The sequence below is a fragment of the Streptomyces sp. NPDC046859 genome (assembly GCF_040645135.1).
Classification (GTDB): Bacteria; Actinomycetota; Actinomycetes; order Streptomycetales; family Streptomycetaceae; genus Streptomyces.
This window is the reverse complement of record NZ_JBEYXR010000014.1, coordinates 1-23113: the sequence shown is the minus strand read 5'-3', so window position 1 is coordinate 23113 and position 23113 is coordinate 1. Positions and strand designations below refer to the sequence as shown.

34 protein-coding genes and 1 pseudogene are annotated in these 23113 nt (G+C 67.1%); 34 read left to right on the top strand and 1 reads right to left on the bottom strand.

Annotated features, from left to right (window positions below; translation table 11 throughout):
• Window positions 1–2: 2 nt before the first annotated feature.
• The 3 genes from rpsG (at window position 3) to tuf (ending at window position 3988) form a co-directional block, all read left to right on the top strand.
• Window positions 3–473, top strand: coding sequence for a 30S ribosomal protein S7 (gene rpsG / locus ABZ899_RS21315; RefSeq protein WP_003992340.1), 471 nt, complete (start codon window positions 3–5; stop codon window positions 471–473).
• Between the two features lie 39 nt (window positions 474–512).
• Window positions 513–2639, top strand: a complete 2127-nt coding sequence (gene fusA, locus ABZ899_RS21310; RefSeq protein WP_361348293.1) for an elongation factor G — start codon at window positions 513–515, stop codon at window positions 2637–2639.
• Between the two features lie 155 nt (window positions 2640–2794).
• Window positions 2795–3988, top strand: a complete 1194-nt coding sequence (gene tuf, locus ABZ899_RS21305; RefSeq protein ID WP_361348290.1) for an elongation factor Tu — start codon at window positions 2795–2797, stop codon at window positions 3986–3988.
• 109 nt (window positions 3989–4097) lie between these two features.
• On the opposite strand, the gene ABZ899_RS21300 is transcribed toward tuf, so the two are convergent.
• Entirely contained in the window at window positions 4098–4688 is a 591-nt protein-coding gene (locus tag ABZ899_RS21300; RefSeq protein WP_361348287.1) for a TetR/AcrR family transcriptional regulator, read from the bottom strand.
• A gap of 151 nt (window positions 4689–4839) precedes the next feature.
• On the opposite strand from ABZ899_RS21300, the gene ABZ899_RS21295 reads away from it, so the two are divergent.
• The 31 genes and pseudogenes from ABZ899_RS21295 to ABZ899_RS21145 all read left to right on the top strand — a co-directional run.
• The gene (locus tag ABZ899_RS21295; RefSeq protein WP_361348285.1) at window positions 4840–5859 is read left to right on the top strand and encodes an aldo/keto reductase; all 1020 of its coding nucleotides are present in this window, start codon (window positions 4840–4842) and stop codon (window positions 5857–5859) included.
• 469 nt (window positions 5860–6328) lie between these two features.
• Entirely contained in the window at window positions 6329–7687 is a 1359-nt protein-coding gene (gene gdhA, locus ABZ899_RS21290) for an NADP-specific glutamate dehydrogenase (RefSeq protein WP_361348282.1), read from the top strand.
• Between the two features lie 443 nt (window positions 7688–8130).
• A complete protein-coding gene (gene rpsJ, locus ABZ899_RS21285; protein ID WP_003948644.1) occupies window positions 8131–8439 on the top strand; it encodes a 30S ribosomal protein S10 in 309 nt (102 codons plus the stop codon).
• A gap of 17 nt (window positions 8440–8456) precedes the next feature.
• Entirely contained in the window at window positions 8457–9101 is a 645-nt protein-coding gene (rplC, locus tag ABZ899_RS21280; RefSeq protein ID WP_361348279.1) for a 50S ribosomal protein L3, read from the top strand.
• A gap of 8 nt (window positions 9102–9109) precedes the next feature.
• On the top strand, window positions 9110–9766 hold the full coding sequence (rplD, locus tag ABZ899_RS21275) for a 50S ribosomal protein L4 (protein ID WP_361348276.1): 657 nt from the start codon (window positions 9110–9112) through the stop codon (window positions 9764–9766).
• Complete coding sequence (gene rplW / locus ABZ899_RS21270) at window positions 9766–10185, top strand: 50S ribosomal protein L23 (protein WP_361348274.1); 420 nt, start codon at window positions 9766–9768, stop codon at window positions 10183–10185. The genes rplD and rplW overlap by 1 nt, the downstream gene beginning before the upstream one ends.
• A 38-nt stretch (window positions 10186–10223) precedes the next feature.
• Complete coding sequence (gene rplB, locus ABZ899_RS21265) at window positions 10224–11060, top strand: 50S ribosomal protein L2 (RefSeq protein ID WP_059192905.1); 837 nt, start codon at window positions 10224–10226, stop codon at window positions 11058–11060.
• A 12-nt stretch (window positions 11061–11072) separates the two neighbouring features.
• Window positions 11073–11354 carry a 30S ribosomal protein S19 gene (gene rpsS / locus ABZ899_RS21260; protein ID WP_361348271.1) on the top strand — a complete coding sequence of 94 codons (282 nt, stop codon included), beginning with the start codon at window positions 11073–11075 and terminating at the stop codon, window positions 11352–11354.
• Between the two features lie 43 nt (window positions 11355–11397).
• Window positions 11398–11745 (top strand): 50S ribosomal protein L22, encoded by a 348-nt coding sequence (rplV, locus tag ABZ899_RS21255; protein WP_003998827.1) that lies wholly within the window; start codon window positions 11398–11400, stop codon window positions 11743–11745.
• Entirely contained in the window at window positions 11745–12572 is an 828-nt protein-coding gene (rpsC, locus tag ABZ899_RS21250; protein ID WP_030839666.1) for a 30S ribosomal protein S3, read from the top strand. Before rplV ends, rpsC begins: the two co-directional genes overlap by 1 nt.
• A 5-nt stretch (window positions 12573–12577) precedes the next feature.
• Window positions 12578–12997, top strand: a complete 420-nt coding sequence (gene rplP / locus ABZ899_RS21245) for a 50S ribosomal protein L16 (RefSeq protein ID WP_030745246.1) — start codon at window positions 12578–12580, stop codon at window positions 12995–12997.
• The gene (gene rpmC / locus ABZ899_RS21240; protein WP_007494763.1) at window positions 12997–13221 is read left to right on the top strand and encodes a 50S ribosomal protein L29; all 225 of its coding nucleotides are present in this window, start codon (window positions 12997–12999) and stop codon (window positions 13219–13221) included. The genes rplP and rpmC overlap by 1 nt, the downstream gene beginning before the upstream one ends.
• Window positions 13218–13502: a 30S ribosomal protein S17 gene (gene rpsQ / locus ABZ899_RS21235; RefSeq protein ID WP_361348267.1), complete on the top strand. Its 285-nt coding sequence runs from the start codon at window positions 13218–13220 to the stop codon at window positions 13500–13502. Before rpmC ends, rpsQ begins: the two co-directional genes overlap by 4 nt.
• Window positions 13503–13599: 97 nt before the next feature.
• Window positions 13600–13968, top strand: coding sequence for a 50S ribosomal protein L14 (gene rplN / locus ABZ899_RS21230; RefSeq protein ID WP_003998823.1), 369 nt, complete (start codon window positions 13600–13602; stop codon window positions 13966–13968).
• A gap of 2 nt (window positions 13969–13970) precedes the next feature.
• Window positions 13971–14294, top strand: a complete 324-nt coding sequence (rplX, locus tag ABZ899_RS21225) for a 50S ribosomal protein L24 (RefSeq protein WP_003992365.1) — start codon at window positions 13971–13973, stop codon at window positions 14292–14294.
• Complete coding sequence (gene rplE, locus ABZ899_RS21220; RefSeq protein WP_007494758.1) at window positions 14294–14851, top strand: 50S ribosomal protein L5; 558 nt, start codon at window positions 14294–14296, stop codon at window positions 14849–14851. The genes rplX and rplE overlap by 1 nt, the downstream gene beginning before the upstream one ends.
• A gap of 5 nt (window positions 14852–14856) precedes the next feature.
• Window positions 14857–15042 carry a type Z 30S ribosomal protein S14 gene (locus ABZ899_RS21215; protein ID WP_003948630.1) on the top strand — a complete coding sequence of 62 codons (186 nt, stop codon included), beginning with the start codon at window positions 14857–14859 and terminating at the stop codon, window positions 15040–15042.
• Window positions 15043–15255: 213 nt separating this feature from the next.
• Window positions 15256–15654, top strand: coding sequence for a 30S ribosomal protein S8 (gene rpsH / locus ABZ899_RS21210; protein WP_053759511.1), 399 nt, complete (start codon window positions 15256–15258; stop codon window positions 15652–15654).
• Between the two features lie 24 nt (window positions 15655–15678).
• Window positions 15679–16218: a 50S ribosomal protein L6 gene (gene rplF / locus ABZ899_RS21205; RefSeq protein WP_062664035.1), complete on the top strand. Its 540-nt coding sequence runs from the start codon at window positions 15679–15681 to the stop codon at window positions 16216–16218.
• A 3-nt stretch (window positions 16219–16221) separates the two neighbouring features.
• Window positions 16222–16605, top strand: coding sequence for a 50S ribosomal protein L18 (rplR, locus tag ABZ899_RS21200; protein ID WP_007494754.1), 384 nt, complete (start codon window positions 16222–16224; stop codon window positions 16603–16605).
• Window positions 16606–16644: 39 nt separating this feature from the next.
• Entirely contained in the window at window positions 16645–17253 is a 609-nt protein-coding gene (gene rpsE / locus ABZ899_RS21195) for a 30S ribosomal protein S5 (protein WP_030671799.1), read from the top strand.
• Window positions 17253–17435, top strand: coding sequence for a 50S ribosomal protein L30 (rpmD, locus tag ABZ899_RS21190; RefSeq protein WP_005481207.1), 183 nt, complete (start codon window positions 17253–17255; stop codon window positions 17433–17435). Before rpsE ends, rpmD begins: the two co-directional genes overlap by 1 nt.
• Before the next feature lie 2 nt (window positions 17436–17437).
• The gene (gene rplO, locus ABZ899_RS21185; protein ID WP_062664033.1) at window positions 17438–17893 is read left to right on the top strand and encodes a 50S ribosomal protein L15; all 456 of its coding nucleotides are present in this window, start codon (window positions 17438–17440) and stop codon (window positions 17891–17893) included.
• Window positions 17894–18137: 244 nt separating this feature from the next.
• Complete coding sequence (gene secY, locus ABZ899_RS21180; protein WP_361348260.1) at window positions 18138–19451, top strand: preprotein translocase subunit SecY; 1314 nt, start codon at window positions 18138–18140, stop codon at window positions 19449–19451.
• Entirely contained in the window at window positions 19451–20113 is a 663-nt protein-coding gene (locus tag ABZ899_RS21175; RefSeq protein ID WP_361348257.1) for an adenylate kinase, read from the top strand. The genes secY and ABZ899_RS21175 overlap by 1 nt, the downstream gene beginning before the upstream one ends.
• A gap of 132 nt (window positions 20114–20245) precedes the next feature.
• A complete protein-coding gene (map, locus tag ABZ899_RS21170) occupies window positions 20246–21082 on the top strand; it encodes a type I methionyl aminopeptidase (RefSeq protein ID WP_361348254.1) in 837 nt (278 codons plus the stop codon).
• A gap of 222 nt (window positions 21083–21304) precedes the next feature.
• Window positions 21305–21526, top strand: coding sequence for a translation initiation factor IF-1 (gene infA, locus ABZ899_RS21165; protein ID WP_003948620.1), 222 nt, complete (start codon window positions 21305–21307; stop codon window positions 21524–21526).
• Window positions 21527–21585: 59 nt separating this feature from the next.
• Complete coding sequence (gene rpmJ / locus ABZ899_RS21160; RefSeq protein WP_003974245.1) at window positions 21586–21699, top strand: 50S ribosomal protein L36; 114 nt, start codon at window positions 21586–21588, stop codon at window positions 21697–21699.
• 193 nt (window positions 21700–21892) lie between these two features.
• Window positions 21893–22273, top strand: coding sequence for a 30S ribosomal protein S13 (rpsM, locus tag ABZ899_RS21155; RefSeq protein WP_361157573.1), 381 nt, complete (start codon window positions 21893–21895; stop codon window positions 22271–22273).
• A 65-nt stretch (window positions 22274–22338) separates the two neighbouring features.
• Window positions 22339–22743, top strand: coding sequence for a 30S ribosomal protein S11 (rpsK, locus tag ABZ899_RS21150; RefSeq protein WP_003956432.1), 405 nt, complete (start codon window positions 22339–22341; stop codon window positions 22741–22743).
• A gap of 146 nt (window positions 22744–22889) precedes the next feature.
• Window positions 22890–23113 (top strand): annotated as a pseudogene (locus ABZ899_RS21145) (DNA-directed RNA polymerase subunit alpha); the annotation flags it as partial.

The window sequence follows — 23113 nt, the reverse complement described above, 5'->3', positions numbered from 1 at the left end:
GAATGCCTCGTAAGGGCCCCGCCCCGAAGCGCCCGGTCATCATCGACCCGGTCTACGGTTCTCCTCTGGTGACGTCGCTCATCAACAAGGTGCTGCTGAACGGCAAGCGCTCCACCGCCGAGCGCATCGTCTACGGTGCCATGGAGGGTCTGCGTGAGAAGACGGGCAACGACCCGATCATCACGCTGAAGCGCGCACTGGAGAACATCAAGCCGACCCTCGAGGTCAAGTCCCGCCGTGTCGGTGGTGCGACGTACCAGGTTCCGATCGAGGTCAAGCCCGGTCGTGCCAACACGCTCGCGCTGCGCTGGCTGGTCGGTTACTCCCGCGCCCGTCGCGAGAAGACGATGACCGAGCGTCTGCTCAACGAGCTTCTCGACGCGTCCAACGGCCTCGGTGCCGCTGTGAAGAAGCGCGAGGACACCCACAAGATGGCCGAGTCCAACAAGGCCTTCGCGCACTACCGCTGGTAGTCGCTACCCACATCGAGACCGAGAGAAGACTGAAGCCTTATGGCTACCACTTCACTTGACCTGGCCAGGGTCCGCAACATCGGGATCATGGCCCACATCGACGCGGGCAAGACGACCACCACCGAGCGGATCCTGTTCTACACCGGTGTGTCCTACAAGATCGGTGAGGTCCACGACGGCGCTGCCACCATGGACTGGATGGAGCAGGAGCAGGAGCGTGGCATCACGATCACCTCGGCTGCCACCACCTGTCACTGGCCGCTGGACGACGTCGACCACACCATCAACATCATCGACACCCCGGGCCACGTCGACTTCACCGTCGAGGTGGAGCGCTCGCTGCGCGTGCTCGACGGTGCCGTGACGGTGTTCGACGGCGTCGCCGGCGTGGAGCCCCAGTCCGAGACGGTGTGGCGTCAGGCGGACCGCTACGGCGTTCCGCGCATCTGCTTCGTCAACAAGCTCGACCGGACCGGCGCGGAGTTCCACCGCTGCGTCGACATGATCTCGGACCGCCTTGGTGCGCAGCCGCTGGTCATGCAGCTTCCGATCGGTGCCGAGGCCGACTTCAAGGGCGTCGTGGACCTGGTCCGCATGAAGGCGCTCGTGTGGTCCGCCGAGGCCGCCAAGGGCGAGATGTACGACGTCGTCGACATCCCGGCCACGCACACCGAGGCCGCCGAGGAGTGGCGCGGCAAGCTGATCGAGGCCGTCGCGGAGAACGACGAAGAGATCATGGAGCTGTACCTCGAGGGCGAGGAGCCCACCGAGGAGCAGCTGTACGCCGCGATCCGTCGCATCACCATCGCGTCCGGCAAGTCCAGCGACACCACGGTCACCCCGGTGTTCTGCGGCACCGCGTTCAAGAACAAGGGCGTCCAGCCCCTGCTCGACGCGGTCGTGCGCTATCTCCCCACCCCGCTTGACGTCGAGGCCATCGAGGGCCACGCCGTCAACGACCCGGAGGAGATCATCAAGCGCAAGCCGTCGGAGGACGAGCCGCTGTCGGCGCTGGCGTTCAAGATCATGAGCGACCCGCACCTCGGCAAGCTCACCTTCGTCCGCGTGTACTCCGGTCGCCTGGAGTCCGGCACCCAGGTGCTGAACTCCGTCAAGGGCAAGAAGGAGCGCATCGGCAAGATCTACCGCATGCACGCGAACAAGCGTGAGGAGATCGACGCGGTGGGCGCCGGCGACATCGTCGCCGTCATGGGTCTGAAGCAGACCACCACCGGTGAGACGCTGTCCGACGACAAGAACCCGGTGATCCTGGAGTCCATGGACTTCCCGGCGCCGGTCATCCAGGTCGCCATCGAGCCCAAGTCGAAGGGCGACCAGGAGAAGCTCGGCGTCGCGATCCAGCGTCTGGCCGAGGAGGACCCGTCCTTCCAGGTTCACACGAACGAGGAGACGGGCCAGACCATCATCGGTGGTATGGGCGAGCTGCACCTCGAGGTGCTGGTCGACCGTATGCGCCGTGAGTTCAAGGTCGAGGCCAACGTCGGCAAGCCGCAGGTCGCCTACCGCGAGACGATCCGCAAGGCCGTCGAGCGCGTCGACTACACGCACAAGAAGCAGACTGGTGGTACCGGCCAGTTCGCCAAGGTGCAGATCGCGATCGAGCCGATCGAGGGCGGCGACGCCTCGTACGAGTTCGTGAACAAGGTCACCGGTGGCCGTATCCCGAAGGAGTACATCCCTTCGGTCGACGCCGGTGCGCAGGAGGCCATGCAGTTCGGCATCCTCGCGGGCTACGAGATGACCGGCGTGCGCGTCACGCTGATCGACGGTGGCTACCACGAGGTCGACTCCTCCGAGCTCGCGTTCAAGATCGCCGGCTCGCAGGCCTTCAAGGAGGCCGCGCGCAAGGCCAGCCCCGTGCTGCTCGAGCCGATGATGGCCGTCGAGGTCACCACGCCCGAGGACTACATGGGCGAGGTCATCGGTGACATCAACTCCCGCCGTGGCCAGATCCAGGCCATGGAGGAGCGGGCGGGTGCTCGCGTCGTGAAGGGCCTCGTGCCCCTCTCGGAGATGTTCGGTTACGTCGGCGACCTGCGCAGCAAGACGTCCGGCCGGGCCAGCTACTCCATGCAGTTCGACTCCTACGCCGAGGTTCCGCGGAACGTCGCCGAGGAGATCATCGCGAAGGCCAAGGGCGAGTAACGCACCGCGTTCACACGCTTTAGGCTTGACTCCGGAGCCTCAGGGGGCATTCCACCGCAACAGCGGGCGGAATGCCCCGGGGCCCGGGCTTTCCAGCAAAGATCACCTGGCGCCGATGAAGCAAGGCGTTCAGAACCACTCCACAGGAGGACCCCGTGGCGAAGGCGAAGTTCGAGCGGACTAAGCCCCACGTCAACATCGGCACCATCGGTCACATCGACCACGGTAAGACGACCCTCACGGCCGCCATTACCAAGGTGCTGCACGACGCGTACCCGGACCTGAACGAGGCCTCGGCCTTCGACCAGATCGACAAGGCTCCCGAGGAGCGCCAGCGCGGTATCACCATCTCCATCGCGCACGTCGAGTACCAGACCGAGACGCGTCACTACGCCCACGTCGACTGCCCCGGTCACGCGGACTACATCAAGAACATGATCACGGGTGCGGCGCAGATGGACGGCGCCATCCTCGTGGTCGCGGCCACCGACGGCCCGATGCCGCAGACCAAGGAGCACGTGCTCCTGGCCCGCCAGGTCGGCGTCCCGTACATCGTCGTCGCCCTGAACAAGGCCGACATGGTGGACGACGAGGAGATCCTGGAGCTCGTCGAGCTCGAGGTTCGCGAGCTGCTCTCCGAGTACGAGTTCCCGGGCGACGACCTTCCGGTCGTCAAGGTCTCGGCGCTCAAGGCCCTTGAGGGCGACAAGGAGTGGGGCCAGACCGTCCTCGACCTGATGAAGGCCGTCGACGAGAACATCCCGCAGCCCGAGCGTGACGTCGACAAGCCGTTCCTGATGCCGATCGAGGACGTCTTCACGATCACCGGTCGCGGTACGGTCGTCACCGGCCGTATCGAGCGTGGTGTCCTCAAGGTCAACGAGACCGTCGACATCGTGGGCATCAAGCCGGAGAAGACCACCACCACGGTCACCGGCATCGAGATGTTCCGCAAGCTGCTCGACGAGGGCCAGGCCGGTGAGAACGTCGGTCTGCTGCTCCGTGGCATCAAGCGCGAGGACGTCGAGCGCGGCCAGGTCATCATCAAGCCCGGTTCGGTCACGCCGCACACCGAGTTCGAGGCCCAGGCCTACATCCTGTCCAAGGACGAGGGTGGCCGCCACACGCCGTTCTTCAACAACTACCGTCCGCAGTTCTACTTCCGTACGACGGACGTGACCGGCGTGGTGACCCTCCCCGAGGGCACCGAGATGGTCATGCCGGGTGACAACACCGAGATGAAGGTGGAGCTCATCCAGCCCGTCGCCATGGAAGAGGGCCTGAAGTTCGCCATCCGTGAGGGTGGCCGGACGGTCGGCGCCGGCCAGGTCACCAAGATCAACAAGTGAGCTTGCTGATCTGACCTGGTAGCTCCAGCGCGAGCACCTGAAGGGGCCCGCACGACTTCGGTCGTGCGGGCCCTTTCGCATGCCCGCAGGCCGGTCCGGACGCCGTCCGTCAGGGGGTGCGGCGCAGCCCGTCGACCAGGACGGCGGCCAGCCTGCGGGCGTCGTAGTCGGGGTCGCTCTCCGCACCGATGCACAGGTTGCCGACGCCGCGCAGCAGAGTGAGGGCGTCGATGTCGTCGCGGATCTCGCCGGCGGCCACCGCCGCGGACAGCAGGTCGGCGCAGACGGGGACCAGGCGGTCCAGGAAGTAGGCGTGCAGGGCGGCGAAGCCGGACTGGTCGGAGCGCAGCACGGCGGCCAGGCCGTGCTTGGTGACCAGGAAGTCCACGAACAGGTCGATCCAGCGGCGCAGGGCCGCGTGCGGGGTCGCGGCCTCGGCGAGCAGGGCAGGGCCGGCCTCGGCGCAGGCGTCCACCTGGTGCCGGTAGACGGCGATGATCAGGTCCGCGCGGGTCGGGAAGTGCCGGTAGAGCGTGCCCATGCCGACGCCGGCCCGGGAGGCGATGTCCCGCACCGGAGCGTCCACGCCCGAGGTGACGAAGACCGCGGCGGCCGCTTCGAGCAGCGTCTCCTTGTTGCGCCGGGCGTCCTTCCGCCGGGACGGGGCCGCGCTTCCGCCGCGCTGGTCGCTCTCGCTCACCGCGTCGCTCCTCGCTCTCTCGCCGGTTCCCCGCATGGTCTCACGCAGGCATGGAGCCGTCGTACGCCTGCCCTTGCGAAAACGGAACGGTGTTCCGTATCGTCTGAGGCGTACCGGAGCGTTGTTCCGTTTTTCAGTGCAGGAGGTTCCCATGCAGTACCGCACGCTCGGCCGGACCGGCGTCCAGGTCAGCACGCTCGCGCTCGGCGCCATGAATTTCGGCGCCATCGGGCGCACCACCCAGGACGAGGCCACCGCCATCGTCGACGCGGCCCTGGAGGCCGGCGTCAACCTCGTCGACACCGCCGACTTCTACGGCGAGGGCGAGTCCGAGGAGATGGTCGGCAAGGCCATCGCGGGCCGCCGGGACGACATCGTGCTGGCCACCAAGGCCACCATGCCGATCGGGGAGGAGCGCAACCACCGGGGCAGCTCCCGCCGCTGGCTGTACACCGCCCTGGACGACAGCCTGCGCCGCCTCGGGGTGGACCACGTCGACCTGTACCAGATCCACCGCTGGGACCCGGCCACCAGTGACGAGGAGACCCTGTCGGCCCTCACCGACCTCCAACGCGCGGGAAAAATCCGCTACTTCGGCTCCTCCACCTTCCCCGCCCACCGCATCGTGCAGGCCCAGTGGGCCGCCCGCGAGCTGCGTCTGGGCCGGTACGTCACCGAGCAGCCCAGCTACTCGATCCTCCAGCGCGGCATCGAGTCGCACGTCCTTCCGGTGACCCAGGAGTACGGCCTCGGGGTGCTGGCGTGGAGCCCGCTCGCCTCGGGCTGGCTGTCCGGCGCGGTCCGCAAGGGCCGCGAAGTGACCACGAACCGGGCGCGGTTGCTGCCCGAACGGTTCGACCTCTCGGTCCCCGCCAACCAGGCCCGTAGCGAGGCCGTGGAGCGGCTGGCCAAGATCGCCGACCAGGCCGGCCTGACCCTGATTCAGCTGGCGCTGGGATTCGTGAACGCGCACCCCGGTGTGACGGCCGCGCTCATCGGTCCCCGCACGCTCGACCATCTGCGCTCCCAGCTCGCCGCCGCCGACACCGTGCTCCCCGCCGACGTCCTCGACGCGATCGACGAGGTCGTCGCCCCCGGCACGGACCTGGCCCCGCACGAGAAGTTCGACACGCCGCCCGCCCTGCTCGACGCGTCCCTGCGCCGCCGCTGACCGGGCCAGGCGGCCCCTGATGTCCCCAACACCCCGGCCGAGCTTCGCGACCATGACCGCGCCCTCACAGGCCGGCTACGACGACGCACCCCCCGATCCTCGTCGGCGGCCGCGCGGCCTCGGCCCTGCGGGTGGCCGCCGGACATGCGGACCTGGGGAACATCCCCCGGGGGCGGGGACATCGCTTCCGGCACATCCTGCTCGGCCTGCCGGTGACCTACCCGGCGGGCCTCGCCCGGTGCGTCGTGGAGGAGGGCGTGCGGCCGTCCGTATGACGGTGCGTGGATTCCGGACATCGGAGTATCGGGCCCGCTTCTTGGAATCGCGTTGACGGAGGAGTAACACTGGGGCGATCGGCCGATCGCTCGTATACGAAACGGGTCCGGCCGACGTCCCGCGCGCGGCAACGGCGCCGAGCGCAGCTACCGGTGCCGTACCGGTGAAGCCGTGTCAGAAAGGGACCTGCCCCGTGACCACGCGACCCGACCCCAAGGCTTCCCTCGACCGTCTGCGGGTCGAGGTGGAGCGCCGCAACCCCGCGGAGCCCGAGTTCCACCAGGCCGCCCGCGAGGTCCTGGAGACGCTCGCGCCCGTGCTCGCCGCGCGGCCCGAGTACGCGGATCCGGGGCTCGTGGAGCGGTTGGTCGAGCCGGAGCGGCAGATCATGTTCCGGGTCCCGTGGCAGGACGACCGGGGGCGGATCCACGTCAACCGCGGCTTCCGCGTCGAGTTCAACAGCGCCCTCGGCCCGTACAAGGGCGGTCTGCGCTTCCACCCCTCGGTGAACCTGGGCATCATCAAGTTCCTGGGCTTCGAGCAGATCTTCAAGAACGCGCTCACCGGGCTCGGCATCGGCGGCGGCAAGGGCGGCAGCGACTTCGACCCGCAGGGCCGCAGCGACGCCGAGGTCATGCGCTTCTGCCAGTCCTTCATGAGCGAGCTGTACCGGCACATCGGCGAGTACACCGACATCCCCGCCGGGGACATCGGCGTCGGCGCCCGCGAGATCGGCTACCTGTTCGGCCAGTACCGGCGCATCACCAACCGCTGGGAGGGCGGCGTCCTCACCGGCAAGAGCGCGGGCTGGGGCGGCTCGCTGATCCGCCCGGAGGCCACCGGGTACGGCAACGTGCTCTTCGCCGAGGCCATGCTGCGCGCCCGCGGTGAGGACCTGGAGGGGCAGACGGCGGTCGTCTCCGGCTCCGGCAACGTGGCGATCCACACCATCCAGAAGCTGGCCGCCCTCGGCGCCAACCCGGTCACCTGCTCGGACTCCGGCGGCTACGTCGTCGACGAGAAGGGCATCGACCTGGAACTGCTGCGCCAGATCAAGGAGGTCGAGCGGGGCCGGGTGAGCACGTACGCCGAACGCCGGGGCGCCTCCGCGCGGTTCGTGCCGGACGGGCGCGTCTGGGAGGTGCCGGCGGACATCGCCCTGCCGTCGGCCACCCAGAACGAGCTGAACGCCGCCGACGCCGACGCCCTCGTCCGCAACGGCGTGAAGGCGGTCTCCGAGGGCGCGAACATGCCCACCACGCCCGAGGCCGTGCAGCTGTTCCAGCGGGCCGGGGTGGCCTTCGGACCCGGCAAGGCGGCCAACGCCGGCGGGGTCGCGGTCAGCGCGCTGGAGATGACGCAGAACGCCTCGCGCATGTCGTGGAAGGCCGACCAGGTCGAGAGCGAGCTGGCCCGCATCATGACCGACATCCACACCACCTGCGCCGAGACGGCCGAGCGCTACGGCGCCCCGGGCGACTACGTGACCGGTGCGAACATCGCCGGCTTCGAGCGGGTGGCGGACGCGATGCTGGCCCAGGGCGTCATCTGACCCGCCGCGGGAGGCACGCGCACGGCGGCCCAGGGTTTGACCTGCGTCACGCTCGGGGTATTGTCTCCGGCTCGATTGGCCAGGCCCCTGCCCCGTATGGCAGACTAGCGGGGTTGCTCGGTCGAGTGTTGATGCTGCGCGCCTCCCGCCGGGAGGACCGGAAGCGAGTCCCACAGTACTCGTCGCCCTAACTGCCGAAAGGCAGCGCTGGGGCGGACGTACGGGAATCTTCCGGGAAGTGTCAGCGCGGCACCGACCAGGCACCCGGTGGGCCTCCTAGCTCCCGGCTTGCGGTTCCGGAAGGGCCGTGTTCCCACGCAGGGATGTTCGAACAAGGGACATCTGTGTCAGCGGGAGCGCGACACGCCCGACCGCGTGGGTCGGAGGAGGTCAAGGGAACACCGGGTTCCAGAGCGTATGAGAGACAGGACTACTGAGTAGCCATGGCGGGACAGAAGATCCGCATCCGGCTCAAGGCCTACGACCACGAGGTCATCGACTCTTCGGCGAAGAAGATCGTCGAGACGGTGACTCGCACTGGTGCGTCGGTCGCGGGCCCGGTGCCGCTGCCCACTGAGAAGAACGTGTACTGCGTCATCAAGTCGCCGCACAAGTACAAGGACTCGCGCGAGCACTTCGAGATGCGCACGCACAAGCGCCTGATCGACATCCTCGACCCGACCCCCAAGACCGTTGACTCTCTGATGCGACTCGACCTCCCGGCCGGTGTCGACATCGAGATCAAGCTCTGAGGCCGGTGATCTGAACGATGGCTAAGCAGATCAAGGGCATCCTGGGCGAGAAGCTCGGCATGACGCAGGTGTGGGACGCGAACAACCGCGTCGTCCCGGTCACCGTCGTCAAGGCGGGCCCCAACGTCGTCACCCAGGTCCGTACCAACGACGCCGACGGCTACGAGTCCGTCCAGCTCGCCTTCGGCGAGATCGACCCGCGCAAGGTGAACAAGCCCCTCAAGGGCCACTTCGCGAAGGCCGACGTCACCCCCCGTCGTCACCTCGTCGAGATCCGCACCGCGGACGCCTCCGAGTACACGCTGGGCCAGGAAGTCACCGCCGAGGTGTTCGAGGCCGGCGTGAAGGTCGACGTGACCGGCAAGAGCAAGGGCAAGGGCTTCGCCGGTGTCATGAAGCGCCACAACTTCCGTGGCCTCGGCGCCGGACACGGTACCCAGCGCAAGCACCGCTCTCCCGGTTCCATCGGTGGCTGCGCCACCCCGGGCCGTGTGTTCAAGGGCCTCCGTATGGCGGGTCGCATGGGCAACGAGCGGGTCACCACCCAGAACCTGACCGTCCACGCCGTTGACGCGGAGAAGGGTCTGCTGCTCATCAAGGGCGCGGTTCCTGGTCCGAACGGCGGCCTCGTCCTGGTCCGCACCGCGGCCAAGGGGGCCTGAGGTAACCGATGAGCACTGTTGACATCCTTTCGCCGGCTGGCGACAAGGCCGGTTCCGTCGAGCTCCCCGCGGAGATCTTCGGCGTAGAGAAGATCAGCGTTCCGCTGCTCCACCAGGTCGTCGTCGCCCAGCTGGCCGCTGCCCGTCAGGGCACGCACAAGACCAAGACCCGTGGCGAGGTCCGTGGTGGCGGCAGGAAGCCGTACCGCCAGAAGGGCACCGGTCGCGCCCGTCAGGGTTCGACCCGCGCGCCGCAGTTCGCCGGTGGTGGCGTCGTGCACGGTCCCGTGCCGCGTGACTACTCGCAGCGGACCCCGAAGAAGATGAAGGCCGCGGCCCTGCGCCACGCCCTCACCGACCGGGCCCGCAACAACCGCATCCACGTCGTCTCCGGCGTGATCGAGGGCGACAACCCGTCCACGAAGGCCGCGAAGAGCCTGCTCGGCAAGATCTCGGAGCGCAAGAACCTGCTCCTGGTCGTCGAGCGCGCCGACGAAGCCGCGTGGCTGTCCGCCCGCAACCTGCCCCAGGTCCACATCCTGGAGCCGGGCCAGCTGAACACGTACGACGTTCTCGTCTCGGACGACGTGGTCTTCACCCAGGCCGCGTTCGAGTCCTTCGTGTCGGGCCCGAAGGCCGATGACACCGAAGGGAGCGAGGCCTGATGGCTATCCGTCACCCCGCTATTGCCTCCAAGGCCGCGAAGAAGGCCAAGGCCGCTCGCGTCGCCAAGGCGCGCCGCCACGCCGCCGAGGGCAAGAACACCGTCGTCACTCCGGTGAGCAAGTCGTACACGGACCACCGTGACGTCCTGCTGAAGCCGGTCGTGTCGGAGAAGAGCTACGCGCTCCTCGACGAGAACAAGTACACGTTCATCGTCGACCCGAACGCCAACAAGACCCAGATCAAGCAGGCCGTCCAGGCGGTCTTCGACGTCAAGGTCACTGGGGTCAACACGATCAACCGCGCCGGCAAGCGCAAGCGGACCCGCACCGGGTTCGGCCAGCGTGCCGCCACCAAGCGCGCGATCGTGACCCTCGCCGAGGGCGACCGTATCGACATCTTCGGCGGTCCGACCGCGTAAGCGGGTCGGATCGTCCGATATCGGACGAGGACTGAGAAATGGGAATCCGCAAGTACAAGCCGACTACGCCGGGCCGCCGTGGCTCCAGCGTCGCCGACTTCGTCGAGGTCACGCGGTCCACGCCGGAGAAGTCGCTGGTCCGCCCGCTGCACAGCAAGGGCGGCCGTAACAACGCCGGTCGTGTGACCGTTCGCCACCAGGGTGGCGGACACAAGCGCGCCTACCGCGTGATCGACTTCCGTCGTCACGACAAGGACGGCGTGCCGGCGAAGGTCGCGCACATCGAGTACGACCCCAACCGCACCGCGCGCATCGCGCTGCTGCACTACGCCGACGGCGAGAAGCGCTACATCCTCGCCCCGCGCAACCTGCAGCAGGGTGACCGCGTCGAGAACGGTCCCGGGGCCGACATCAAGCCGGGCAACAACCTGGCGCTCCGCAACATCCCGGTCGGTACCACGATCCACGCGATCGAGCTCCGTCCCGGTGGCGGCGCCAAGTTCGCCCGCTCCGCCGGTGCCTCGGTGCAGCTGCTCGCGAAGGAGGGCCAGATGGCCCACCTCCGCATGCCGTCCGGTGAGATCCGCCTGGTCGACGTGCGCTGCCGCGCCACCGTCGGCGAGGTCGGCAACGCCGAGCAGAGCAACATCAACTGGGGCAAGGCCGGCCGCAAGCGCTGGCTGGGCGTCCGCCCGACCGTTCGTGGTGTGGCGATGAACCCGGTTGACCACCCGCACGGTGGTGGTGAGGGCAAGACCTCCGGTGGTCGCCACCCGGTCTCCCCGTGGGGTCAGAAGGAGGGTCGTACTCGTTCGCCGAAGAAGGCTTCGAACAAGTACATCGTCCGCCGCCGCAAGACGAACAAGAAGCGCTAGGAGCGGGTTTAGATGCCGCGCAGTCTCAAGAAGGGGCCCTTCGTCGACGACCACCTGATCAAGAAGGTGGACGCCCAGAACGAAGCCGGCACCAAGAACGTCATCAAGACCTGGTCCCGTCGCTCCATGATCGTGCCGGCCATGCTCGGCCACACGCTCGCGGTGCACAACGGCAAGACCCACATCCCGGTGTTCGTCACCGAGGCGATGGTCGGCCACAAGCTCGGCGAGTTCTCGCCGACGCGCACCTTCCGGGGCCACGTCAAGGACGACCGGAAGTCGAAGCGCCGCTAGTAGCGGATCGCATTCAGACACGTAAGAAACTGAAGGGACAACCATGGAAGCCAGGGCCCAGGCGCGGTACATCCGCGTCACGCCCATGAAGGCCCGCCGCGTGGTGGACCTCATCCGTGGCATGGACGCCACGGAGGCCCAGGCTGTTCTGCGATTCGCTCCGCAGGCAGCCTCCGTGCCGGTCGGCAAGGTGCTCGACAGCGCCATCGCCAACGCCGCGCACAACTACGACCACACGGACGCCTCCTCGCTGTTCATCAGCGAGGCGTACGTCGACGAGGGCCCGACCCTGAAGCGGTTCCGGCCGCGCGCCCAGGGCCGTGCCTACCGGATCCGCAAGCGGACCAGCCACATCACCGTGGTCGTCGCCAGCAAGGAAGGAACCCGGTAATGGGCCAGAAGGTTAACCCGCATGGGTTCCGGCTCGGTGTCACCACGGACTTCAAGTCCCGGTGGTACGCCGACAAGCTGTACAAGGACTACGTCAAGGAAGACGTCGCCATCCGTCGGATGATGACGTCCGGCATGGAGCGCGCCGGTATCTCGAAGGTGGAGATCGAGCGCACCCGTGACCGCGTGCGTGTGGACATCCACACCGCTCGCCCGGGCATCGTCATCGGCCGCCGCGGCGCCGAGGCCGACCGCATCCGCGGTGACCTGGAGAAGCTGACCGGCAAGCAGGTCCAGCTGAACATCCTCGAGGTCAAGAACCCGGAGACGGACGCTCAGCTGGTGGCCCAGGCCGTCGCCGAGCAGCTCTCCTCCCGCGTCTCCTTCCGCCGTGCCATGCGCAAGAGCATGCAGTCGGCGATGAAGGCCGGCGCCAAGGGCATCAAGATCCAGTGCGGTGGCCGCCTCGGTGGCGCCGAGATGTCCCGCTCGGAGTTCTACCGCGAGGGCCGCGTGCCCCTGCACACGCTCCGCGCGAACGTGGACTACGGCTTCTTCGAGGCCAAGACGACCTTCGGCCGCATCGGTGTGAAGGTCTGGATCTACAAGGGCGACGTCAAGAACATCGCCGAGGTCCGCGCCGAGAACGCCGCGGCCCGTGCGGGTAACCGCCCGGCCCGTGGTGGCGCCGACCGCCCGGCCCGTGGTGGCCGTGGTGGCGAGCGTGGCGGGCGCGGTCGTAAGCCGCAGCAGGCTGCCGGCGCCGAGGCCCCCAAGGCCGAGGCTCCCGCCGCCGCTCCGGCTGAGAGCACCGGAACGGAGGCCTGACCGTCATGCTGATCCCCCGTAGGGTCAAGCACCGCAAGCAGCACCACCCGAAGCGCAGCGGTATGTCCAAGGGTGGAACGCAGGTTGCGTTCGGCGAGTACGGCATCCAGGCGCTGACCCCGGCCTACGTGACGAACCGCCAGATCGAGGCGGCTCGTATCGCGATGACCCGCCACATCAAGCGTGGCGGCAAGGTCTGGATCAACATCTACCCGGACCGTCCCCTCACCAAGAAGCCGGCCGAGACCCGCATGGGTTCCGGTAAGGGTTCGCCGGAGTGGTGGATCGCCAACGTCAAGCCCGGACGCGTCATGTTCGAGCTGTCGTACCCCAACGAGAAGATCGCCCGTGAGGCCCTGACTCGCGCAGCCCACAAGCTGCCGATGAAGTGCCGGATCGTCAAGCGCGAGGCAGGTGAAGCGTGATGTCGGCCGGTACCAAGGCGTCCGAGCTGCGCGAGCTGGGCAACGAGGAGCTTCTGGCGAAGCTCCGCGAGGCCAAGGAAGAGCTGTTCAACCTCCGCTTCCAGGCGGCCACGGGTCAGCTCGAGAACCACGGTCGGCTGAAGGCCGTCCGGAAGGACATCGCGCGGATCTACACCCTGATGCGCGAGCGTGAGCTGGGCATCGAAACGGTGGAGAACGCATGAGCGAGAGCAACGTGACTGAGAACAAGGAAGCCCGCGGTTTCCGCAAGACCCGTGAGGGTCTGGTCGTCAGCGACAAGATGGACAAGACCGTCGTCGTCGCCGTCGAGGACCGCGTCAAGCACGCGCTGTACGGCAAGGTCATCCGCCGTACCAGCAAGCTCAAGGCACACGACGAGCAGAACGCCGCGGGTGTCGGCGACCGCGTCCTCCTCATGGAGACCCGGCCGCTGTCCGCGACGAAGCGTTGGCGCATCGTCGAGATCCTCGAGAAGGCCAAGTAATTCCTGCGGGGCAAACCCGGCAGGTCAGTTCCGCCAGGCTCCGGGAGCCGCTCGCTGAGCGGCTCCCGGGGAACCGGCAGACAAACAGGAGATAGACGTGATCCAGCAGGAGTCGCGACTGCGTGTCGCCGACAACACTGGTGCGAAGGAGATCCTTTGCATCCGTGTGCTCGGTGGCTCCGGTCGCCGCTACGCGGGCATCGGTGACGTCATCGTCGCCACCGTCAAGGACGCGATCCCCGGTGGCAACGTGAAGAAGGGTGACGTCGTCAAGGCGGTCATCGTTCGCACCGTCAAGGAGCGCCGCCGTCCGGACGGCTCGTACATCCGCTTCGACGAGAACGCCGCCGTCATTCTGAAGAACGACGGCGACCCTCGCGGCACCCGTATCTTCGGCCCCGTCGGCCGTGAGCTGCGCGAGAAGAAGTTCATGAAGATCATCTCGCTCGCGCCGGAGGTGCTGTAAGCATGAAGATCAAGAAGGGCGACCTGGTCCAGGTCATCACCGGTAAGGACAAGGGCAAGCAGGGCAAGGTCATCGCGGCCTTCCCCCGCGAGGACCGTGTCCTGGTCGAGGGTGTCAACCGGGTCAAGAAGCACACCAAGGCCGGCCCGACCGCTCGCGGTTCCCAGGCCGGCGGCATCGTGACCACCGAGGCGCCGATCCACGTCTCCAACGTCCAGCTGGTCGTTGAGAAGGATGGCAACAAGGTCGTCACGCGTGTCGGCTACCGCTTCGACGACGAAGGCAACAAGATCCGCGTTGCCAAGCGGACGGGTGAGGACATCTGATGGCTACCACCACCACTCCGCGTCTGAAGACGAAGTACCGCGAGGAGATCGCGGGCAAGCTGCGTGACGAGTTCAAGTACGAGAACGTCATGCAGATCCCCGGCCTCGTCAAGATCGTGGTCAACATGGGTGTGGGCGACGCCGCCCGCGACTCGAAGCTGATCGAGGGCGCCATCCGCGACCTCACCACGATCACCGGTCAGAAGCCGGCCGTCACCAAGGCCCGCAAGTCCATCGCGCAGTTCAAGCTGCGTGAGGGTCAGCCGATCGGTGCCCACGTCACGCTCCGTGGCGACCGCATGTGGGAGTTCCTGGACCGCACCCTGTCGCTCGCGCTCCCGCGCATCCGCGACTTCCGCGGTCTGTCCCCCAAGCAGTTCGACGGCCGTGGCAACTACACCTTCGGTCTCACGGAGCAGGTCATGTTCCACGAGATCGACCAGGACAAGATCGACCGCGTCCGGGGTATGGACATCACCGTGGTCACCACGGCGACCAACGACGCTGAGGGCCGCGCGCTCCTTCGTCACCTCGGCTTCCCCTTCAAGGAGGCGTGAGCGAGATGGCGAAGAAGGCTCTGATCGCTAAGGCTGCTCGCAAGCCCAAGTTCGGTGTGCGTGGCTACACCCGCTGCCAGCGCTGCGGCCGCCCGCACTCCGTGTACCGCAAGTTCGGCCTGTGCCGCGTGTGCCTTCGTGAGATGGCTCACCGTGGCGAGCTGCCGGGCGTGACCAAGAGCTCCTGGTAATCCCCCCTTTCAGGGATAACCAAGGCTCTCGGTAAGCAGACTGGGCGGCAGGACGCCCAGCCCGCATGCCTTAGGCTTGTGGGGTTGGGCGTCTGTCGCCGCCCGTACGACTTACTACGCCGTAGGTCCACCGCGCCGCACCCGTCCCGTCTCGGATCGGGGAGAGGGATGGCGCACCAGGAAACCCCGGCGAGAGAGGCCGAAGGCCAATTCATGACCATGACTGATCCGATCGCAGACATGCTTACGCGTCTGCGGAACGCGAACTCGGCGTACCACGACACCGTGGCGATGCCGCACTCGAAGATCAAGTCGCACATCGCGGAGATCCTCCAGCAGGAGGGCTTCATCACGGGCTGGAAGGTCGAGGACGCCGAGGTCGGCAAGAGCCTCGTTCTCGAGCTGAAGTTCGGCCCGAACCGTGAGCGCTCCATCGCGGGCATCAAGCGGATCTCCAAGCCCGGTCTCCGGGTGTACGCGAAGTCCACCAACCTGCCGAAGGTGCTCGGCGGCCTGGGCGTGGCCATCATCTCCACGTCGCACGGTCTCCTCACCGACAAGCAGGCCGGCAAGAAGGGCGTGGGTGGGGAAGTCCTCGCCTACGTCTGGTAGCAGAAGGGAACGGAGGAAACAGCTATGTCGCGCATCGGCAAGCTCCCCATCGCGGTTCCCGCCGGCGTGGACGTCACCATCGACGGCCGTACGGTCAAGGTCAAGGGCCCCAAGGGCGAGCTGACCCACACCGTCTCGGCGCCGATCGAGGTCGCCAAGGGCGAAGACGGCACCCTGTCGGTGACCCGCCCGAACGACGAGCGTCAGAACAAGGCCCTGCACGGCCTGTCCCGCACGCTGGTGGCGAACATGATCACCGGCGTGACCCAGGGTTACGTGAAGAAGCTCGAGATCAGCGGTGTCGGTTACCGCGTGACCGCCAAGGGTTCGAACCTCGAGTTCGCCCTCGGTTACAGCCACCCGATCACGGTCGAGGCCCCCGAAGGCATCACCTTCAAGGTCGAGGCGCCCACGCGCTTCTCGGTCGAGGGCATCGACAAGCAGAAGGTCGGTGAGGTCGCGGCCAACATCCGCAAGCTGCGCAAGCCCGACCCGTACAAGGCCAAGGGCGTCAAGTACGAGGGCGAAGTCATCCGCCGCAAGGTCGGAAAGGCGGGTAAGTAAGCCATGGCATACGGACAGAAGATCCTCAAGGGCGACGCCTACAAGCGCGCCGCGATCAAGCGCCGCCACATCCGGATCCGTAAGCACATCAACGGTACGGCGGAGCGTCCGCGTCTGGTCGTTACCCGTTCGAACCGCCACATCGTGGCCCAGGTGATCGACGACATCAAGGGTCACACCCTGGCGTCCGCGTCCACCCTGGACACCTCGATCCGCGGTGGCGAGGGCGACAAGTCCGCGCAGGCCAAGCAGGTCGGCGCCCTGGTCGCCGAGCGTGCCAAGGCCGCCGGTGTCGAGGCTGTCGTGTTCGACCGTGGTGGCAACCAGTACGCCGGGCGCATCGCTGCCCTGGCGGACGCCGCCCGCGAAGCCGGGCTCAAGTTCTGAGCCTGCCGTAGCTAGCGGAAACAGAGAGAGGTAAATCCAATGGCTGGACCCCAGCGCCGCGGTGGCGGTGCCGGTGGCGGCGAGCGGCGGGACCGGAAGGGCCGTGACGGCGGCGCAGCTGCCGCCGAGAAGACCGCGTACGTTGAGCGCGTTGTCGCGATCAACCGCGTCGCCAAGGTTGTGAAGGGTGGTCGTCGCTTCAGCTTCACCGCGCTGGTCGTGGTGGGCGACGGTGACGGCACCGTGGGTGTCGGTTACGGCAAGGCCAAGGAGGTGCCGGCCGCCATCGCCAAGGGTGTTGAGGAGGCCAAGAAGCACTTCTTCAAGGTCCCCCGTATCCAGGGCACCATCCCGCACCCGATCACGGGTGAGAAGGCTGCCGGCGTCGTGCTGCTCAAGCCCGCGTCCCCCGGTACCGGCGTTATCGCCGGTGGCCCGGTGCGTGCGGTGCTCGAGTGCGCCGGTATCCACGACGTCCTGTCGAAGTCGCTCGGCTCGTCGAACGCGATCAACATCGTGCACGCGACCGTGGAGGCCCTGAAGGGCCTGCAGCGCCCCGAGGAGATCGCGGCCCGCCGTGGTCTGCCCCTCGAGGACGTCGCTCCCGCGGCTCTGCTGCGTGCGCGTGCCGGGGCTGGTGCTGCGTAATGGCTCAGCTCAAGATCACGCAGACGAAGTCGTACATCGGCAGCAAGCAGAACCACCGCGACACCCTGCGCTCCCTTGGTCTCAAGGGCATCAACACGCAGGTCGTCAAGGAGGACCGCCCCGAGTTCCGCGGCATGGTGCACACCGTCCGCCACCTCGTGACGGTCGAGGAGGTCGACTGATCATGGCGGAGCAGAACCCGCTCAAGATCCACAACCTCCGTCCGGCCCCCGGCGCCAAGACCGCGAAGACCCGTGTCGGTCGTGGTGAGGCGTCGAAGGGTAAGACGGCCGGTCGTGGTACCAAGGGCACCAAGGCCCGTTACCAGGTTCCGGAGCGCTTCGAGGGCGGCCAGATGCCGCTGCACATGCGCCTCCCGAAGCTGAAGGGCTTCAAGAACCCGTTCAAGACCGAGTACCAGGTCGTCAACCTGGACAAGCTCGCCTCCCTCTACCCCGAGGGCGGCGAGGTCACGGTCGCGGACCTGGTCGAGAAGGGTGCCGTTCGCAAGAACAGCCTCGTCAAGGTGCTCGGCCAGGGCGAGATCTCCGTGGCGCTGCAGGTGACGGTCGACGCCGTCTCCGGCTCCGCCAAGGAGAAGATCACCGCCGCCGGCGGCAGCGTCACCGAGCTCGTCTGAGTGCATCAGGCGTCTCGATGACTTGAGCGATCCCGACCGGGGATACCCCACAAATGGGGTATCCCCGGTTGGTCGTTCCAAGGGGGGCGGTCTCGCCGGTAAGGTGGCCTGCACTGCCCACTTTCACCGGGTGCTTCAATGAGGCACTCTGAGCGGCAGTTGACCGTTAGCTAAGTCGTTCCCTATCAGTCGAACCTCAGACCGTCACCCTTGACGCAGTTGCGCGGGGGTCGCAGGAGGCACCGTGCTCACCGCGTTCGCCCGGGCGTTCAAGACGCCCGACCTGCGCAAGAAGCTGCTCTTCACGCTCGGCATCATCGTGATCTACCGGGTCGGGACGCACATCCCGATCCCCGGCGTCGACTACCGGGCCGTTCAGGTCTGTATCGACCAGGCGAGCACGAACCAGGGCATCTTCGGCCTGGTCAACATGTTCAGCGGCGGTGCGCTGCTGCAGATCACGATCTTCGCGCTCGGCATCATGCCGTACATCACGGCGAGCATCATCCTGCAGCTGCTGACCGTCGTGATCCCGCGTCTGGAGGCCCTGAAGAAGGAGGGCCAGTCGGGTACCGCGAAGATCACGCAGTACACCCGTTATCTCACGGTCGCGCTCGCCATCCTCCAGGGCACCGGCCTGGTCGCCACGGCCCGCAGCGGCTCGCTGTTCCCGCAGTGTGCTGTCGCCGGCCAGATCGTCCCGGACCGCTCCATCTTCACGACCATCACGATGGTCATCACCATGACCGCCGGTACGGCCGTCGTCATGTGGCTCGGTGAGCTCATCACCGACCGCGGCATCGGCAACGGCATGTCGATCCTGATGTTCATCTCGATCGCCGCGACCTTCCCGGCCGCGCTGTGGGCCATCAAGCAGCAGGGCGACCTGGCGGACGGCTGGATCGAGTTCGGCACGGTGATCCTCGTCGGCCTGGTCATGGTCGGCCTGGTGGTCTTCGTCGAGCAGGCCCAGCGCCGTGTACCCGTGCAGTACGCCAAGCGCATGATCGGCCGCCGTTCCTACGGCGGCACGTCGACCTACATCCCGCTCAAGGTGAACCAGGCGGGTGTGATCCCCGTCATCTTCGCTTCGTCGCTGCTCTACATCCCGGCACTGATCGTCCAGTTCTCCGGATCGAACGCCGGTTGGGCCTCCTGGATCCAGCAGAATCTGGCCAGTACGTCGGCCCCGGTTCACATCGCTCTGTACTTCCTTCTGATCGTCTTCTTCGCGTTCTTCTACGTGGCCATCTCGTTCAACCCCGAGGAAGTCGCGGACAACATGAAGAAGTATGGTGGCTTCATCCCGGGCATCCGGGCTGGCCGACCGACCGCTGAGTACCTGTCGTACGTGCTCAACCGGATCACGTGGCCGGGCTCGCTGTACTTGGGTCTGATCGCTCTCGTGCCGACGATGGCGTTGGCTGGTTTCGGGGCAGACCAGAACTTCCCGTTCGGTGGGACCAGCATCCTCATCATCGTGGGTGTGGGTCTTGAGACGGTGAAGCAGATCGAGAGCCAGCTCCAGCAGCGCAATTACGAAGGGTTCCTCCGCTGATGCGAATCGTCCTCGTCGGGCCGCCGGGTGCCGGGAAGGGAACGCAGGCCGCGTTCCTGGCCAAGAACCTGTCGATCCCGCACATCTCCACGGGCGACCTGTTCCGCGCCAACATCAGCCAGCAGACGGACCTCGGCAAGCTCGCGAAGTCCTACATGGACGCGGGCAACCTGGTGCCGGACGAGGTCACCATCGGGATGGCCAAGGACCGCATGGAGCAGCCGGACGCCGAGAACGGCTTCCTGCTCGACGGCTTTCCGCGCAACGTGTCGCAGGCCGAGGCGCTCGACGAGATGCTCCGCTCCGAGAGCATGAAGCTCGACGCGGTGCTGGATCTCGAGGTCCCCGAGGACGAGGTCGTCAAGCGGATCGCCGGGCGGCGGATCTGCCGCAAGGACTCCAGCCACGTCTTCCACGTGACGTACAGCCGGCCGAAGCAGGAAGGCGTCTGCGACGTCTGCGGCGGCGAGCTGTACCAGCGGGACGACGACTCGGAGGAGACCGTCCGCAAGCGGCTCGAGGTCTACCACACGCAGACCGAGCCGATCATCGACTACTACAAGGCGCAGGGGCTGGTCGTGACCATCTCCGCCCTCGGCAAGGTCGAGGAGGTCACGGCTCGCGCCATGCAGGCGCTGAAGCGTGACGAGGACGCCACGTAGGAGTCACCAGCTCGTACGGCGCAGCCGCGGTTCCCGGTCAGGGGGCCGCGGCTGCTGCATGGGGCGGGGTGTGCCGCCGCCCTTATGGTTGAGAAAAGTCCCGCAGTCCGGTCCGAGAAAGGCCCCGCCGCCATGGTGCAGATCAAGAACCCCGAGCAGATCGCCAAGATGCGCGAGGCGGGGCTGGTCGTCGCCGCCATCCACACGGCCACCCGGGAGGCCGCGGTGCCCGGGGCCAGCACCAAGGACCTGGACGAGGTCGCGCGCAAGGTGCTCGCCGAGCACGGGGCCAAGTCGAACTTCCTGGGCTACGGCGGCTTTCCGGCGACGATCTGCACGTCCGTGAACGACGTCGTCGTCCACGGCATCCCCTCGGAGGACGTCGTCCTCAAGGACGGCGACATCATCTCCATCGACTGCGGCGCCATCGTCGACGGCTGGCACGGGGACGCCGCCTACACGGCCTTCGTCGGTTCCGGGCACGCCCCCGAGCTGGTGGAGCTCTCCCGGGTGACCGAGGAGTCGATGTGGGCCGGCATCGCGGCCATGAAGCAGGGCAACCGCCTCGTGGACATCTCCCGCGCCATCGAGACGTACATCCGTCGCCAGCCCAAGCCGGGCGGCGGCCGCTACGGAATCATCGAGGACTACGGCGGCCACGGCATCGGCACCGAGATGCACATGGACCCGCACCTGCTGAACTACGTGGAACGCCGGCGCGGCAAGGGCCCCAAGCTCGTCCCCGGCTTCTGCCTGGCCATCGAGCCCATGGTCTCCCTCGGCACCCCGAAGACCGAGGTGCTCGAGGACGACTGGACCGTGATCACGACCGACGGCACCTGGTCCTCCCACTGGGAGCACTCCGTGGCGCTGACGGAGCAGGGCCCGCTGGTCCTGACGGCACCGGACGGCGGCAAGGCGAAGCTGGCGGAGCTCGGGGTGACGGCGGCGCCCGATCCGCTGGGATGACCGACGGCCGGAGGCCGGCGCAGCCGCACGAAGCCTTGAGGCGCCCCGGGCCTCAAGGCGGATCCGGATCCGCCTGCGTAAGGATCTCCTCTGTGGGGCAGACTTCCCCGATTCGTGTTTCCGGGTGCCCTGACGTAGACTGACTCGTCGGCTCTTGTGTACCCGCATGTCTGCATGCGCTCGCTGAGAGTCGATCAAGGTAGTCGATTCGAAGGGCGAAGCGTGGCCAAGAAGCAAGGTGCCATCGAGATCGAGGGCACTGTCGTCGAGTCTCTTCCGAACGCCATGTTCAAGGTCGAGCTCCAGAACGGCCACCAGGTCCTGGCACACATCAGCGGCAAGATGCGTATGCACTACATCCGCATCCTCCCTGACGACCGGGTCGTGGTGGAGCTGTCTCCGTACGACCTCACGCGTGGCCGGATCGTCTACCGCTACAAGTAGATCTTGCCCGGGCCCCGGTTCCGCCGGGGCGTTGGCACTGACCCGGAGAACCTCACCCCATGAAGGTCAAGCCGAGCGTCAAGAAGATCTGCGACAAGTGCAGGGTGATCCGCCGTCACGGCCGGGTCATGGTGATCTGCGACAACCCGCGCCACAAGCAGCGCCAGGGCTGACGCACGACCCCACCCCTCTGCACCGCTATCGCAGAGATTCGCGCGACGCGAGCTGAATTTGTTCATACGCAGAGCCCGGGCGAGCGATCGCCTGACACCCCCGGTTCGGAGGCCGGGGACCCAGTTCGTACCTGGTACGGCGGCTGGGAACCGGTTCTGCGGAAGACCTCCGACAACCACCAGGAGCCATTGAATGGCACGCGTTTCCGGTGTTGACATCCCGCGCGAAAAGCGCGTGGAGATCGCCCTCACCTACGTGTTCGGTATCGGCCGGACTCTTTCGCAGCAGACGCTGGCCGCTGTCGGCGTCGACCCGAACACCCGCGTCCGCGACCTCTCCGAGGAGCAGCTCGTCGCGATCCGCGAGTACGTCGACAACAACATCAAGACCGAGGGTGACCTCCGTCGCGAGATCCAGGCCGACATCCGCCGCAAGGTCGAGATCGGTACCTACCAGGGTCTGCGTCACCGTCGCGGTCTGCCCGTCCGCGGTCAGCGCACCAGCACCAACGCGCGTACCCGCAAGGGCCCGCGTCGCGCCATCGCCGGTAAGAAGAAGCCGGGCAAGAAGTAGTCCACAGCGGACTTACCGTCCAGCGGTCTTCGCTGTAGGACCGACCACCTCCCGTAGGAGTACAGATGCCCCCCAAGGGTCGTCAGGGCGCTGCCAAGAAGGTACGCCGCAAGGAAAAGAAGAACGTCGCTCACGGCCACGCGCACATCAAGAGCACGTTCAACAACACGATCGTCTCCATCACGGACCCGTCCGGCAACGTGATCTCCTGGGCCTCCGCCGGCCACGTCGGCTTCAAGGGCTCCCGGAAGTCCACGCCGTTCGCCGCGCAGATGGCCGCCGAGTCGGCTGCCCGCCGCGCCCAGGAGCACGGCATGCGCAAGGTCGACGTGTTCGTCAAGGGCCCGGGTTCCGGTCGTGAGACCGCGATCCGCTCCCTGCAGGCCACGGGCCTCGAGGTCGGCTCCATCCAGGACGTCACCCCGACCCCGCACAACGGCTGCCGTCCGCCGAAGCGCCGTCGCGTCTGATCGCGCGCTTCACCGGGCTTTTCGGGCGGTACGGCTCCTCGGGGCCGTATCGCCCGTACCCTTGCAGTACCCGTCCCTCTTGCCGGGGGCGGTTTCCGTCGGGCGTCAAATAGCGGGCGTCCACGAATGAAGGATCTGATCCACACATGCTGATCGCTCAGCGTCCCTCGTTGACCGAAGAGGTCGTCGACGAGTTCCGCTCCCGGTTCGTGATCGAGCCGCTGGAGCCGGGCTTCGGCTACACCCTCGGCAACTCCCTGCGCCGCACCCTCCTCTCGTCGATCCCCGGCGCTGCTGTCACCAGCATCCGCATCGACGGTGTCCTGCACGAGTTCACCACCGTGCCGGGCGTCAAGGAGGACGTCACCGA